The sequence below is a fragment of the Kitasatospora sp. NPDC059088 genome (assembly GCF_042738155.1).
Taxonomy (GTDB): Bacteria; Actinomycetota; Actinomycetes; order Streptomycetales; family Streptomycetaceae; genus Kitasatospora.
Genome location: NZ_JBHYGR010000105.1, coordinates 3,719 through 18,007 on the forward strand (window position 1 = coordinate 3,719; position 14,289 = coordinate 18,007).

Here is a 14,289-nt window from a genome sequence, read left to right on the forward strand (position 1 = left end):
GGGGTGGCCCCCCCGGCGGCTGCGCGGGGGGGGGGCCACTCCGTCGTTGCGTCGACCGCTGTCCCGGCCGGGGTGGCGGACCGGGCCTCGACGGCTCTACCGGGTTGACGGGTTCTGCCGGGGTGGTGGGTTCAGACGGCGGGCTGCTGCTGGGTGACGCAGTGGATGCCGCCGCCGCCCGCGCCGAGGTAGTCGATGTTGAGCTGCTCGACGGTCCGGCCGGGGAAGAGCCGCGCGAGCGCGGCCTTGGCGGCGGCGTCGGCCGAGGTGTCGCCGAACTGGGCGGAGATCACCGCGTTGTTGCAGAGGTAGTAGTTGGCGTAGGAGCCGACGAAGTTGGGGTCGGTCGAGCGGATCAGGTTGTAGTCGGGTCCCTGGATCTTGCTGACCGCGATCCTGACCCCCTGCGCGCTCGTCGCGCCCGAGAGGATCTGGTACTGCTGGCGCTCGTCGTTGGACCAGACGTCGGTGTCCCCGGACAGCGGCATCTGGACGGCGGCCGCACCGGCGCCGAGGAACCGCGAGGTCGCGTCGACGTGGTCGTCGGTGATGTCCTGGCCCTGGATGCCGGGGAACCAGATCATCTTCGAGGCGCCGTAGGCGGCGTACAGCGCGGACTCGATCTGGGTCTGGGACAGGCCGGGGTTGCGGTTGGAGTTGACGATGCTGCTGCTGGTCGCCATCAGGGTGCCGGCGCCGTCGGTCTCGACGGCACCGCCCTCGGCGACGAGTCCGGCGGCCGTGAACGGGATCCCGAGGTAGGCGGCGACGCGCTGGGCCACCAGGGCGTCGTTGGCGTGCGTCTGCTTGTTGCCCCAGCCGTTGAAGTTGAGGCCCACCGTGTCCAGGCCGCCCGCGCCGTTGGTGCGGAAGACCGGGCCGGTGTCGCGCACCCAGCAGTCGTCGACGGGGATGGTGCCGATGACGGTGACCCGCGAGCCGCACATCGACTGCGCCTTGGCGACGCTGGCGGGGTTGGCGCACACGGTGACCGGCTCGTACTTGGCGATGGTCTTGGCGATCAGGGCGATGTTGGCCTGGACGCCGCTGAGCTTGTTGCGCCAGATGCCGGTGCTGTCCGGCCAGGCCATCCAGGTCCGGGTGTGCGGGACGGTGTCGACCGGGACGGCGTAGCCGGTGGTGGCGGGCGCCCTGCCTCCGGATGCCGTCCCGCCGGGTGCCGTGCGGCCGGGTGCCGTGCCGCGGGCGGCGGCCTGCGGCGCGTTCAGCCCGGTCAGCGCGGCGCCGGCGGCGGTCAGCCCGGCGGCTGCCAGGAACCCGCGCCGGCCGAGGCGCCCGAGGGGCGCCGGGTCGGGTCTGTGGTGATCGCGATCGTCCACTTCTACCTCCGTGTCAGTTCCGGCCGACGGCCGTGGAGTTGCCCAGAAGGTAGAACTGGCCAAGCGCTCGGTCAATATCTCGCGCACGGATCGGGTGGGGATCCCTCCGAATCGTTTTCCGGCCCGCCCCTCCCGCGGCCGCCCCGCTCGTTACAGTGGCGGCCATGGCGACACGGGCGACAGGAACAGCGCGGGAGGCGTCCTCCGCGCCGGGCGGCACCGGCCGGGCACGGGCCTCCGCCAAGGGCGAGCAGACCCGGGCCCGGCTGATCGCGGCGGCCCGGACGCTGCTCGCGGGCGGCGACGCCGGGCGGTTCACCACCCGCAACGTGGCCGCGCTGTCCGGGGTTTCGCACGGGATGTGCCACTACCACTTCGCCGACCGCACCGAACTGATCGTCGCGGTGGTCGCCGACATCCGGCCCGAGTGGATCACCCCGCTGGAGGAGGCGGTGGACGGCCCGGGCGGCTACGCCGAGCGGGCGGAGCGGGTGCTCGCCCTGCTCACCCGGCCGGAGAGCCCCGACCTGGCCCGGCTGCACGCGGCGCTGCACTGGCTGGCGCTCAACGACGAGCGGGTCCGGGCCAGTCTGGAGGCGGAGTACGCACGCTGGCGGTCCTGCTTCGTGCGCCTGTTCCGGACGCTGGCGGACGAGCGCGGCGACGGCTCCGACCCCCGCCCGCTGGGCGAGGCCTTCGCCGCCGCCGTGGACGGGCTGGCCGCGATCGGCTCGCTGGACGGGACGGTGGACGCGGGGCGGGTGCTGCGCAGGCTGATGGCCGCGCTGTCCGCGAGCGGGTGACCGGCCGAACCGCTGACCCGCTGACCCGCTGACCTGCTGACCGGCAGACCGGCAGACCGGCTGACCCGCCCGGGCCCGTGGGGGCCGGGCGGGTGGGTGCGGTCAGGCGCCCTCGGCCTCGGCCTCCTTCTCCCGGCGCAGCCGGTGCTCGGTGCGGATGCCGCACCAGGCGGTGCAGGCCAGGCTCGCGGCGATGATCCCCTCCGCCCAGAAGAACGCCACGTAGTCCATCAGCGATCCGATCGGCGGCGCGCCGGGGGCCGCGTTGCGCATGCCGATCAGGGCGAACAGGCTGGCCGCCATCCAGCCCAGGGAGGGCCAGACCAGGCCCTCGCGCTTGCGGTAGAGCACCTCGGCGGCGCCGAGGACGGCCAGGGCGATGGCCCACATCGCCGCGATCATGAACCAGGAGAGGATGAAGGTGCTGCGGGAGCGGGTGATCCTGGTGTCCAGGGCCACCGCGCCGTTGCTCGCGGTGGTGGCCTGCGGGCGCAGCACGAAGAACGGGTCGGTGTCGGTGAGGACCACGCCGACCGGCACGGCCGTGCCTCCGCTGGTGGCGGCGAAGCCCACCTCCATGCGGTAGCGGTCGAAGGGGTAGTCGGTCTTGGTGCCGTCGTAGATCCCCACCTGGACGAGCTGGGAGGGCGCGGTCTCCCCCTCGGCGGCCTTGACGGTCACCTTGGGGGTGCCGGTGACGCTGATCTCGACCGGGCGGGCGAAGGTCTGGGAGCCCGGGCCGGCGGCGAAGCGGCCGTGCGGGACGGGCGTGACGTAGAGCGTCAGCTGCTGGGCCGTCGGGTCCACGTCCTGCGCGGTGACGTCGAGTTCGATCCAGTCGGCGGCCGAGGGGACGGCCAGCTCGCGGGTCTGCTCGCGGGTGTTGCGTTCGTTCAGGTAGAGGCCGATGCCGCTGCCGCAGAGGGCGACGACCATCGCCAGGAGGACGGCGAAGCGCCAGCTGCGGCGGCGGGGGGCTCGGGGCGGCGTGGCGGGGGGTGCGCCGGTCTCGTCGATGGTGGCCTGCACGGTGGTCCTTCCTGGAGCGCGCGTCGGACGCGGGGCAGGATCGCTGCCGTCCGGGCTGCCGCGCACCGGTGTCTCGTCCGGGGCTTTCCGCTGGGTTGCCCCGCATCCTCCATTGAACTGAAAATTCAGTCAAATGCCCGAATCGCTCCCGTTGCCCCGACCGCTCTACCAGCCCTTCACCGGCCCTGCGCCGGGCCCGCTGCGCCATCCCCTGAGGGAACCTCTAAACTTCGCGGCGATGCCATCCGTGCCCCACCCCTCCTTGTCCGCCGAGAGAGGCCGCCCCATGTCCGCTGACCGATCCCCCTTCGCCCTCCAGCCGGTCTTCCAGGCACTGACCGCGGACGACCCGCGCGAGGTCGGCGGCCACCGGCTGTACGCGCGGCTCGGCGCCGGCGGCATGGGCCGGGTCTACCTCGCCTACACCCCGGGCGGCCGCCCGGTGGCGCTCAAGGTGGTGCGCCCCGAGCTGGCCGGGGACCCGGACTTCCGGGCCCGGTTCGCCCAGGAGGTGGCCAGCGCCCGGCTCATCCACGGACTGTTCACCGCCCAGCTGGTCGACGCCGGGCCGGACGCCGCCACCCCGTGGCTGGCCACCACCTACGTGCCCGGCCCCTCGCTCCAGCAGGTGGTGCAGCGGTTCGGCCCGCTCCCCGAGCGCACCGTCCTGCTGCTGATGGCCGGGATCGCCGAGGCGCTCCAGGCCATCCACGCCAGCGGGGTGGTCCACCGCGACCTCAAGCCGGGCAACGTGCTGATCGCCGCCGACGGCCCCCGGGTGATCGACTTCGGCATCGCCCGGGCGGCCGACGCCGTCGCCCTGACCGGCACCGGACTGCAGATCGGCTCCCCCGCCTACATGGCCCCCGAGCAGGCCATGGGGCAGTCCGCGACCGCGGCCACCGACGTCTGGGCGCTCGGCGCCCTCGCCGTCCACGTCGCGGCCGGCGCCCCGCCGTTCGGCGACGGCCCGCACCCGGCCACGCTCTACCGGACCGTCCACGAGGAGCCCGACCTCGCCCGGGTGCCGGAGGGCCTGCGCGAGCTGCTCCGGCGCTGCCTGGCCAAGCGCCCCGAGGACCGGCCGACCACCGCCGAGGTGATCGCCGCCGCGGCCGGCCACCCCGCGGTGGGCGGGCAGCTGCGGTTCGGCGAGGACTGGCTGCCGCAGCCGCTGACCAGCCAGATCACCCGGCACACCGAGCTGCCGCAGACGCCCGCCGAGGCCGCCGGGACCGGCGGGACCGGCCTGAACGCGGCCCCGACGATGCTGGCGCCTGCGGCGATGCCGACGCCGACCCCGACCGTGCTCGCCACCGCCGCGGCGGCGCCGGGCGGCCCCGAGCTGCCGGGCGTGAGCGCCACCCCGTCCGGGCCCGCGTCGACCGCTCGGCCGAAGCGGTTGCGCGGGCGCACCGCGCTGGTCGCCGTGGTCGCCCTGGCCGTCGGCGCCGCGGCGACGGTGTTCGTGCTCGACGACCCGGACCCGGTGGAGGCGGCGACGGCCGACACCCCGGTGGCCGGCTCCCCCGGGCCCGGCACGCCCGCCGCCTCGTCGGCACCCGGCGGCCCGTCGGGCCCCGCCCGCACGCCCGCCGCCACCACCGCGCCGAGCCGCTCGACGCCGCCCGCCCCTGCCGCCGACTTCACCCCGGACTACCGGGCGGTGGAGCTCACCTCGGCGGATCCGAACTACGAGTTCGACCTGGCCGCGGGCACGGTGGTGCCGGTCGAGACCGTGAACTGGTACGTGGGGCGCACCGACAGCGAGTTCCTGATCCCGGAGACCGCCGACTCCTACATCGGCCGGGACTCCGGCCTCGGCCCGGCCGAGTGCCTCCAGGGGCTCGGCAGCCGTCCGACCGCCCGGGTGCCGTTCAGCGCCGTCGGGCCGCGCGGCGCCTTCTGCGTCCGGTCCGCGGACGGCAAGGAGCTGGCGATCGTCCGGGTGCTGTCGACGGCGGGCGCGGACGGGGCGGTCAAGGTCTCGCTGGACCACTACCGCCGCAACGGCTGACACCCCCGGGAACGGCCGAGAGCCCGTCGCCGCCCACGGCACGGGTGGGAGCGACGGGCTCTCGGCGCTGATCGGCGGCCCGGGGTCAGACCGGGCGCCGGGCCGGGTCGGCGGCGCCGGGGGCGGGGGTTCCGGGCGCAGGAGCCCCCGGAACGGCAGTCGCGGCCGCAGGAGTCGCGGGCGTGGCGGCCCCCGACGTGGCGGCGGGCTGGTCCTCCTCCCGCATGGCCGCCGTCTCCGCCTTGAGGATGCGCATCGACTTCCCCAGTCCGCGCGCCATGTCGGGCAGCTTCTTGGAACCGAAGAGCAGCACCACGACCGCCAGCACCACCAGCAGGTGCCAGGGCTCCAGTCCATTGCGCAGCATCGTCGCCTCACCCGGCCTTTCGTCGTCGGGACCGGGGCCGCGTGCGGCGACCCGGGTCGTCTCGGGATGGTTTGGGTGCTTTCACCGTAGAGCTTGACTGATTTTTCAGTCAATGCGAGAGTGCAGTTCCGGCGATGCCCGGGCCGCCGTGCCCGCCGCCGATCGGCGCAGCGCGCAGCACTCCCCGGAGGCCCCGCCCGCCGCGCCGGACCGGATCCACCCTCGGCCCCACCGGAGTCCACCGTGTCCCAGTCCTCCCTCGCGCGCCGCACGGTGCTGCGTTCCCTCGCCGGCGCCGGCCTGATCGCGGCCGGCGCGACCGCCTGTGCCTCCGGCGGCGACGACGCGGCCGAGCCCGCGGCCCCGTCCTCCGCCCCCGCCGGGCAGCCGTCCGCGAGCGCCACCGCCGCACCGTCCGCGACGGCGGCCCCCTCCCCCGCCGGCGGACGCCGGCTCGGCGGCGAGTGGGAGAAGCACGAGCGGACCTTCATGGCCTGGCCCGCCTCCGAGAACGTCTGGGGCGAGCAGCTCGGCGGCGTCCGCAAGGACATCGCCTCGGTGGCCCGCGCCATCGGCAGCCGCGAGCCGGTGGTCCTGCTGGTGCGCCCCGGCCAGGAGGATTCCGCCCGCAACGCCTGCGGCAAGGACGTCGAGCTGCTGTCCGTCCCGGTGGACGACCTGTGGGCCCGCGACACCGTGCCGGTGTTCGTCGAGGAGGGCGGCAAGGTCAAGGGCGTCGACTTCAACTTCAGCGGCTGGGGCGGCAAGCAGCAGCACGACAACGACGCCCGGATCGCCCGCGCCGTCCTGGACAAGTACGGGATCGAGCGGGTCGCGACCCAACTGGTCGCCGAGGGCGGCTCCTTCGAGACCGACGGCCAGGGCACCCTGATGGTCACCGAGAGCTCGATCGTCAACGCCAACCGCAACCCGGGCCGCGACCGCGACCAGATCGAGGCCGAGCTCAAGCAGGCCCTCGGCATCACCAAGGTGATCTGGCTGGCCGGCGTCAAGGGCAAGGACATCACCGACGCCCACGTCGACTGCCTGGCCCGCTTCGCCGCCCCCGGCGTGGTCTTCCTCGACCGGGCCTTCCCCGGCATGCCCGCGGACGTCTGGTCCCGCTCGGCCGACCAGGCCCGGGCCGTGCTGGCGGACGCCACCGACGCCACCGGCAAGAAGCTCAAGGTGATCGAGATCAGCCAGCCCGACCCGGACAAGATCACCGGCCGGGGCGACGCCTTCGTCTCCTCGTACATGAACTTCTACATCGGCAACAAGGGCGTCTACCTGCCGCTGTTCGGCGATGCCAAGGCCGACGGGCACGCCCAGGAGGTCTTCAAGGACCAGTTCCCGGACCGCGAGATCGTCCCCGTGCAGATCGACACCATCGCCTCCGGCGGCGGCGGCATCCACTGCTCGACCCACGACCAGCCCGCCGGCTGACCCCCACCACCGGTACCGACGACCGGCCGGCCACACGGCCGGCCGCCCCGCCGCCCGGCACCGCCGCCCCGCACCGAGGGAGAAGGGACCCCTTGTGCAGCTGACCCCCACCGAACGCGACCGGCTGCTGATCTTCACCGCCGCCGAACTCGCCCGTGCCCGCCGCGCCCGCGGCCTGCGGCTGAACGTCCCCGAGGCCACCGCGCTGATCTCGGACACCGTCTGCGAGGCCGCCCGCGACGGCCTGCGGCTGGCGGAGGCCGTCGCCCGCGGGCGCTCGGTGCTCTCCCCGGAGGACGTCCTGCCCGGCGTCCCCGACCTGGTCACCGAGATCCAGGTCGAGGCGGTGTTCCAGGACGGCACCCGGCTCGCCGTGATCGCCGACCCGTTCGGCGGGGGCGGCCTGGGCGAGGCCGCCCCCGGCGCGGTGCTCCCCGGCCGCGGCGCCGAGCCGGTGCCCGCGCCGGTCCGCACGCTGTCCGTCCGCAACACCGCGGACGTCCCGGTCTCGGTCACCTCGCACTTCCACTTCTTCGAGGCCAACCCGCGGCTGGCCTTCGACCGCGCGGCCGCGTACGGCATGCACCTGGCCGTCCCGGCCGGCTCCTCGGTGCGCTTCGACCCGGGCTCGGACGTCGAGGTCGGGCTGGTGCCGATCGGCGGCGAGCGGGTCGCGATCGGCTTCGCCGGACTGGTGGACGGTCCGCTGGACTCGCCCCGGGTCCGGCGGGAGGCGCTGCGCCGGGCGGCCGAGCAGGGCTACCTCGGCGCCAACGGCCCGAGCAGTGCGGACGGCCTGAGCAGTGCGAGCAGTGACGACGAGGCGGAGGAGAGCCAGCGGTGAGCAGCAGCAGCGACAGCGCGTCGATCGAGGCGGCCGAGTACGCCGCCGTGCACGGCCCGCGGGCCGGCGACCGGGTCCGGCTCGGCGACAGCGGGCTGGTCGTCCGGGTCGAGTCGGACTCCCAGCGGCCGGGCGACGAGTTCCTCACCGGTTTCGGCAAGACCGCCCGCGACGGCCTCCACCTCAAGGCCGCCGCCGTCCGCGACACCTGCGACCTGGTCATCAGCAACGTCCTGGTGATCGACGCGATCCAGGGCATCCGGAAGACCTCGATCGGCATCCGGGAGGGGCGGATCGCCTCGATCGGGCGGGCCGGCAACCCGGACACCCTGGACGGCGTCGACGTGGTCGTCGGCACCGGGACGGCGATCGTCTCCGGCGAGGGCCTGATCCTGACCGCCGGGGCCATCGACACCCACGTCCACCTGATGTCCCCGCGGATCATGGAGGCCTCGCTGGCCTCCGGCGTCACCACCATCATCGGCCAGGAGTTCGGCCCGGCCTGGGGCGTCGGCGTCAACTCGCCCTGGGCGCTGCGCCACGCGTTCAACGCCTTCGACGCCTGGCCCGTCAACATCGGCTTCCTGGGCCGCGGTTCGTCCTCCCACCCGGCGCCGCTGGTGGAGGCGCTGGCCGAGGGCGGCGCCTGCGGCTTCAAGGTGCACGAGGACATGGGCGCCCACACCCGAGCGCTGGACACCGCACTGTCCGTGGCGGAGGTCCACGACGTCCAAGTGGCCCTGCACACCGACGGGTTGAACGAGTGCCTGGCGGTCGAGGACACCCTTCGGGTGCTGGAGGGCCGGACCATCCACGCCTTCCACATCGAGGGCTGCGGCGGCGGACACGTCCCGAACGTGCTCAAGATGGCCGGCGTGCCGAACGTCATCGGCTCCTCCACCAACCCCACCCTCCCGTACGGGCGGGACGCGATCGCCGAGCACTACGGCATGATCGTCTCCGTCCACGGCCTGAAGACCGACCTGCCCGGCGACGCCGCCATGGCCCGCGACCGCATCCGCGGCGGGACGATGGGCGCCGAGGACGTGCTGCACGACCTCGGGGCGATCGGGATCACCTCCTCCGATGCCCAGGGCATGGGCCGCGCCGGGGAGACGGTGCGCCGCACCTTCGCGATGGCCGGCAAGATGAAGGCCGAACGCGGACCGATGGAGGGCGACGGCCCGTCCGACGACAACGAGCGGGTGCTGCGCTACATCGCCAAGCTCACCGTCAACCCGGCCATCGCGCACGGGCTCTCGCACGAGGTCGGCTCGGTCGAGGTCGGCAAGCTCGCCGACCTGGTGCTGTGGAACCCGGCCTCCTTCGGTGCCAAGCCGTACCTGGTGCTCAAGGCCGGCTTCCCCGCGTACGGCGTCACCGGCGACCCCAACGCCGCCACCGAGAGCTGCCAACCCCTCGTCCTGGGGCCGCTGTTCGGCGCCCACGGCGCCACCCCGGCGGACCTCTCGGTGGCCTTCACCAGCCGCGCCGCCGCCGAGGCGGGCACCGGCGACCGGCCGTACGACCGGATGACCACCCGGCGCCGGCGGGTCGCCGTCCGGCACACCCGCGGCATCGGGCCGGCCGACCTGGTCCGCAACAGCCGGCTCGGGCAGATCATGGTCGACGGGCAGCGGGGCCTGGTCACCCTCGACGGGACCCCGCTGCACTCCGACCCCGCCGAGGAGGTCTCGCTGAACCGCCTCTACTTCCTCTGACCCCGCCGCGGCGGCGGACACCCCTTCACGTCCGCTTGAAGAACTCCACCTCGGCCAGCGCGACGGTGCGGCCCGGGCCGGTGCCCGCCGCCTCGCGGACGGTCAGCTTCACCTGGACGACGTCGCTGATGCCGGTCGCCACCGTCTGCGGGCCCGGCTGGTCGTTGAGCGTGACCTGCTTGCGGTGCACCTCGCCGTCCGAGGCGGTGACCTCCAGGGCGAGCACCAGCGGGCGGGCCTGCTGCCGGAACTGCTCCGGGTCCGCGGAGGCGCCGGTGTGGACGATCAGGTCCACCAGCCGGAACGGGGTGCGGAAGGTGAAGTCGACGGAGTCGCCGATCGCGGGCGCGCCCCAGTAGGTGTTGGAGAGGCCGTCGTCGGCCGCGCTCGCGGGGTGCCCCTCGACCGCGGCCGACGCCGTGGTCAGCGAGGGCGAGACCGGCGCGGTGCTGCCCAGCTTGTCCAGCACGTCCTGGTAGGCGTTCTTGCCGAGCGGGTACAGCAGGACCCCCGCGACCACCAACGCGAGCAGCACGATCAGCGCGATCGTGCGGCGCAGCGCGTTGCCCGAACCGCCGATCCGCACCCGGCGCCGGAACGGCCACCGGGTGCGCCACCAGGGCAGCTCCGGGGCGGCCGCGGTGACGGTCAGCGGGGCCGCGCAGCGCCGGCAGAACCGGCGCTCGGGCAGGTTGGGGGTGCCGCAGCGCGGGCAGGGCGGGCCGTCCTGGGCCTCCTCGACGGCGGAGGCCCGGACGACGGGACGCGGCGCGACGGGCTTGGCGGGCTGCACGGCGACCGGGTCGGTCGGCTCGGTCTGCGGTGCGGCGGGCGGTCGCGGCCTCGGGTCCGGCTCAGGGGCCGGGGCCGGGGCCGGGGCGGGCTCGGATGGCGGGGCGGGAGCCGGTACGGGCCGCGCCCGGGTGGAGGTCGAGCGCGAGGTCTCGGCGGACGGCGGGGACGGCGGCTCCTCGACGGGCCGCTTCTCGACGGGCGGCTTCTCGGCGGGCCGTTCCTCGACGGCCGCGGCGGGTTCCGGGGCCGCGACCTCCGGGACCGAGGCAGGTTCCGGGGCGACGGGCGGTTGGGTGCGCCGACTCCGGCTGGTGACCCGCCGGGAGACGTTCCGCCAGGTCCGCGAGGTGTCGGGGGCGGCCGGCTCGGGCGCAGCAGGCCCGGGCTCGGGCTCGGGCGCAGACTCCGCTTCGGGCTGGGGCCTGGGCTCGGGCGCAGCAGGCTCGGGCTCGGACCCCATCGAGGCCGGCACGGGCGCGGGCCCGGCCACCGGAGCGGGCGCGGCCCCCGCGGCGGGCGCGCGTCGCGACCACCCCAGGTAGGCGCCGCAGTTGCCGCAGAAGTCGTCGCCCTCCGCGTTGGCCGTGCCGCATTCGGGACACACCGGCATCCGTCAGCCCTCCGCTCGCCCGGGTGGACCGGGCAGGATCTCGACCCGGCAGGTCAGGTGGACCGGGCAGCCGGCCCGGACGACGGCCAGCACCTGGTCCTCGTCCAGCCCCGCGCCGCCCAGCGGCCAGACCCGGACCAGCACCCCGCCGCCGCCCGGTGCGGGCGGCAGGGCGCCGTCGGGGTCGGTGGACCAGGCCGCGCCGCCGCCGTCCGTGATCTCGGCCCCGGCGCCCAGCACCAGCCGCAGCCGCTCGGTGAGCCCGCGCCGGGTGCCGCGCCAGCGGTGCAGTTCCACGGCGCGCCCGATCACCGCCCGGCGCACCTCCTCCGGCCAGGCCGGGTCGACCTCGACCGCGACCCAGGAGGCCAGCCAGTCGAGGAAGTCGGTGGGCGCGAGCTCGGGCCGGAAGTAGGCGGGCAGGTTGTCCAGGGTGGCGAAGACCGGGGCGAGGACGGTGTCCAGGCCGGCCGTGAAGCGCTGGGCGAAGTCGTCGTCGGCGAAGAGCGCGGGCAGCAGTTCGCCGATCGGGTGCGGGCTGGGCAGCCCGGGGACGGCGGCTCTGGTCATGGGGTGCCGTCCTCGGTGACGGCGGTGACCACGACCTGGTGCTGGTGCGAGAAGACCAGGGCGTCCGGCGGGACGTCGACCCGCTCGGCGGGCGCGCCCCGGCGTCCGGTGATCGGGTCGGCCGGGAAGAGCCGCAGCTCCTCGACGCCCGCGACGGCGGCCACCCGCTGGAGCACCGCGAACACCTCGCCGTACTGCACCGCCCGGCCGAACGGCCAGCCGGTGCCGGCGGCGCCGCCGCGCAGCGGGTTGAGGTGGCGGTAGAGCGCGTCCAGCACCGCCTCGCGGACCCGGTCGGGGTCGGCGGCGCGGGTGGTGAGCCGGGCGACCACGGTGACGCCCTGGTAGGCGGGCGGCTGGACGAGGACCCGGGTGCCGATCAGCCGCCGCTCGTCCAGCGCGGCCGCCACCTCGGCCAGCACCTGTTCGTCCGGGATGAGCTGCTCGAAGCGCAGCCGCTCGCCCTCGTCGGCGACGGCCTCCGGCACCACCAGCACCCGCACGGCCCCGGCCTCCCCGCCGGTGGCGGGCACGCAGCTGACCCGGGCGGCGGAGGGCGCGGCCTGCCGGGCGATCAGTTCGAAGTCCCCGGCGGTGACGGCGCGTTCCTGCAGCCGCAGCTGGTGCGGGGCGCGCGCCTTGGCGTTCTCGACCGTCTCGCCGTCGACCCCGCCCCGGGCGGCCTCCCGGTTGTCCACCCGGGCGACGTACGGGACGGAGCTGCGCAGCACCGTGACGGTGTTGCGGGCGACGTTGCCCGCGATCCCGCCGCCGGTGCGGTACTGCGGGACGCGCAGCCGGGCGCCCTTGGGCGGCACCGCGCCGAAGGCGCGCAGGCTGCCGTCGGGCTCCCGGACGGCGGGCGGGAACAGGAACTCGCCGTTGGTGGCGTCCAGCACCACGTGCCGGTCGGTCGGCGCGGAGTCGCCGAAGTGCTCGACGACGGTCCAGCGCTGCCAGCCGTCGCCGGCCGAGACCTCGACCGCCGGTGCTCCGCCGTCCAGCAGTACCGGCGGCCGGGCGAGCCGGAAGCGCTGGCCCGCGACGCCCTCCGAGGTGCCCAGCGGCGCGTCGGTGACGGTCCGGGCGTGCACGGCGGTGGCGGTGCCGCCGACGGTGAACACCTCGGCCCGGCGCACGGTCGGGGACTCGGAGTAGAACGGCTGGCCGGGCCGGGGCTCGGTCACCCGGCAGCGCAGCCAGCCGGCCCGCCGCCCGGCCACCACCGAGGCGGTGTGCCCGGCGGGTACGAACACCAGCACCTCGCCGGGCCGGTTGAGGCCGCCGGTGGTGTCGCTGCCGGTCTCGCAGGCGATCCAGCGGGCGCCGTCCCACACCTCCCAGACCAGCGGGGGCTGGCGCGGGTCGACGCCGACGCCCTCCACCCGGCTGTCCAGTCGCACGGCCAGGATGCAGCGCGGCACCACGGCGGGCAGGGCGAACAGCATGGCGTCCCCCGCCGCCGGGCGGGTCTGGAAGCACCGCACGTCCGCGCCGTCCGCCAGCCGGCCGGTGACGTCGGCCTGCTCGCCGGTGGCGGAGACGGTGACCAGCCGCTCCAGCGCGCTGGGGACGACCGGGAGGTCCTCGGCGGTGGCGAAGACCACCGCCTCGTCGGTCTCGGTGCGCAGCGTGGACACCTCGGTGCCGGCGCGCAGCAGGACCGTCTCGGGCTGCGGGGCGGAGAGCCAGAAGTCGACCTCGGCGCGGGCCGCGGCGGGCGGGAAGAGCCGGATGCCCAGCAGGTCCAGGAAGGCGGTGTAGTTCTTCTCGGGCACCCGGTTCAGCCGGTAGAGCAGCTGGTCGACCAGGTAGGCGAAGGTCTCGATCAGGGTGACGCCCGGGTCGGAGACGTTGTGGTCGGTCCACTCCGGGGCGCGCTGCTGCACGTACCGCTTGGCCTCGTCGACGAGTTGCTGGAACCGGCGGTCGTCCAGGTTCGGGGAGGGCAGTGCCATCAGCGGGCACCTCCGTTCGCGGCGGCGGCCCGTTCCGGGTCCGCGGTGTCCGCTTCCGGGGACTCCGGGATCGTGTAGAAGGGGAAGACCAGGTTGCGGCGGTCGTTGGTGGCCCGCACGGTGTAGTGGACGTCGATGTAGAGCGTGCCCTCGTCGACCCGGTCGAAGGCGATCACCACGTCGTCGACGGTGATCCGCGGCTCCCAGCGTTCCAGCGCGATCCGCACCTCGCGGGCGATCCGCCCGGCGGTGGTGCTGTCGCCCGGGGCGAAGACGTACTCGTGGATGCCGCAGCCGAACTCGGGGCGCATCGGCCGCTCGCCGGGGGCGGTGCCGAGGATCAGCCGGATCGCCTCGGCGAGCTCACGGTCCCGCTCCACCATGCCGATCCCGCCGGTGGCGTTCACCCGCAGCGGGAAGGCCCAGCCGCGGCCGATGAAGTCGTTGCTCATATGTCCCCGCCGATCAGCACGTTGAACGCCCCGGCGATGATCTGGGCGCCGCAGGTCGTCTTGTCCCGCATCCGGGCCGCGGGCAGGCCGCCGATCAGCACCACTCCCCTGGTCACCCCGCCGAGGTCGGGCTCGACCAGGTTGGCGGGGCCCATCTCCACGTGCGGGACGCAGGCGTGCACGGTGCCCGCCACCGCGGCGGGGCGGCCGCCGATCAGCACCGTCGCCACCTTGAGGGCACCCGGCGGCGGGGTGGTGAGGACGCCGCCGTGGTCGGTCGGGTCCCCGGTCCGGGCTGCGGGGGGCATGTGCGGTCTCCATTTCCGAGGGCGCCCTG

At 75.2% G+C, this 14,289-nt stretch carries 13 protein-coding genes; 5 read left to right on the top strand and 8 right to left on the bottom strand.

The genetic code is table 11. The features are described 5' to 3' along the window. Positions 1 to 131: 131 nt before the first annotated feature. Positions 132 to 1,340 carry an agmatine/peptidylarginine deiminase gene (locus ACFWXO_RS33710; RefSeq protein ID WP_380528730.1) on the bottom strand — a complete coding sequence of 403 codons (1,209 nt, stop codon included), beginning with the start codon at positions 1,338 to 1,340 and terminating at the stop codon, positions 132 to 134. A 164-nt stretch (positions 1,341 to 1,504) separates the two neighbouring features. Between ACFWXO_RS33710 and ACFWXO_RS33715 the strand changes: the two genes are divergently transcribed. After that, complete coding sequence (locus ACFWXO_RS33715; RefSeq protein WP_380405135.1) at positions 1,505 to 2,143, top strand: TetR/AcrR family transcriptional regulator; 639 nt, start codon at positions 1,505 to 1,507, stop codon at positions 2,141 to 2,143. Positions 2,144 to 2,245: 102 nt separating this feature from the next. Here ACFWXO_RS33715 and ACFWXO_RS33720 read toward each other — a convergent pair whose 3' ends face one another. Then, positions 2,246 to 3,172: a DUF4436 family protein gene (locus tag ACFWXO_RS33720; protein WP_380528732.1), complete on the bottom strand. Its 927-nt coding sequence runs from the start codon at positions 3,170 to 3,172 to the stop codon at positions 2,246 to 2,248. Between the two features lie 286 nt (positions 3,173 to 3,458). Here ACFWXO_RS33720 and ACFWXO_RS33725 point away from each other — a divergent pair, with 286 nt between their 5' ends. Continuing rightward, the gene (locus ACFWXO_RS33725; protein ID WP_380528734.1) at positions 3,459 to 5,189 is read left to right on the top strand and encodes a protein kinase; all 1,731 of its coding nucleotides are present in this window, start codon (positions 3,459 to 3,461) and stop codon (positions 5,187 to 5,189) included. A gap of 85 nt (positions 5,190 to 5,274) precedes the next feature. Here the strand turns inward: ACFWXO_RS33725 and tatA are convergent, their stop codons facing one another. Beyond that, a complete protein-coding gene (gene tatA, locus ACFWXO_RS33730; protein WP_380528736.1) occupies positions 5,275 to 5,556 on the bottom strand; it encodes a Sec-independent protein translocase subunit TatA in 282 nt (93 codons plus the stop codon). 243 nt (positions 5,557 to 5,799) lie between these two features. Here tatA and ACFWXO_RS33735 point away from each other — a divergent pair, with 243 nt between their 5' ends. From ACFWXO_RS33735 to ACFWXO_RS33745, 3 genes are all read left to right on the top strand, one after another. Further along, positions 5,800 to 7,002, top strand: coding sequence for an agmatine/peptidylarginine deiminase (locus ACFWXO_RS33735; RefSeq protein ID WP_380528738.1), 1,203 nt, complete (start codon positions 5,800 to 5,802; stop codon positions 7,000 to 7,002). Between the two features lie 94 nt (positions 7,003 to 7,096). Continuing rightward, a complete protein-coding gene (ureA, locus tag ACFWXO_RS33740; RefSeq protein WP_380528740.1) occupies positions 7,097 to 7,846 on the top strand; it encodes an urease subunit gamma in 750 nt (249 codons plus the stop codon). Further along, positions 7,843 to 9,567: an urease subunit alpha gene (locus tag ACFWXO_RS33745; protein ID WP_380528742.1), complete on the top strand. Its 1,725-nt coding sequence runs from the start codon at positions 7,843 to 7,845 to the stop codon at positions 9,565 to 9,567. The genes ureA and ACFWXO_RS33745 overlap by 4 nt, the downstream gene beginning before the upstream one ends. 25 nt (positions 9,568 to 9,592) lie before the next feature. On the opposite strand, the gene ACFWXO_RS33750 is transcribed toward ACFWXO_RS33745, so the two are convergent. From ACFWXO_RS33750 to ACFWXO_RS33770, 5 genes are read right to left on the bottom strand one after another with little or no spacing between them, the layout of a single operon-like run. Continuing rightward, positions 9,593 to 10,972: an NADase-type glycan-binding domain-containing protein gene (locus ACFWXO_RS33750; RefSeq protein WP_380528744.1), complete on the bottom strand. Its 1,380-nt coding sequence runs from the start codon at positions 10,970 to 10,972 to the stop codon at positions 9,593 to 9,595. A 3-nt stretch (positions 10,973 to 10,975) separates the two neighbouring features. Then, positions 10,976 to 11,542: a phage tail protein I gene (locus tag ACFWXO_RS33755; RefSeq protein WP_380528746.1), complete on the bottom strand. Its 567-nt coding sequence runs from the start codon at positions 11,540 to 11,542 to the stop codon at positions 10,976 to 10,978. Further along, the gene (locus ACFWXO_RS33760; RefSeq protein ID WP_380528748.1) at positions 11,539 to 13,500 is read right to left on the bottom strand and encodes a putative baseplate assembly protein; all 1,962 of its coding nucleotides are present in this window, start codon (positions 13,498 to 13,500) and stop codon (positions 11,539 to 11,541) included. Before ACFWXO_RS33760 ends, ACFWXO_RS33755 begins: the two co-directional genes overlap by 4 nt. Beyond that, the gene (locus ACFWXO_RS33765) at positions 13,500 to 13,952 is read right to left on the bottom strand and encodes a GPW/gp25 family protein (RefSeq protein WP_380528750.1); all 453 of its coding nucleotides are present in this window, start codon (positions 13,950 to 13,952) and stop codon (positions 13,500 to 13,502) included. Before ACFWXO_RS33765 ends, ACFWXO_RS33760 begins: the two co-directional genes overlap by 1 nt. Further along, a complete protein-coding gene (locus ACFWXO_RS33770; RefSeq protein WP_380405161.1) occupies positions 13,949 to 14,260 on the bottom strand; it encodes a PAAR domain-containing protein in 312 nt (103 codons plus the stop codon). The genes ACFWXO_RS33765 and ACFWXO_RS33770 overlap by 4 nt, the downstream gene beginning before the upstream one ends. Positions 14,261 to 14,289: the final 29 nt, after the last annotated feature.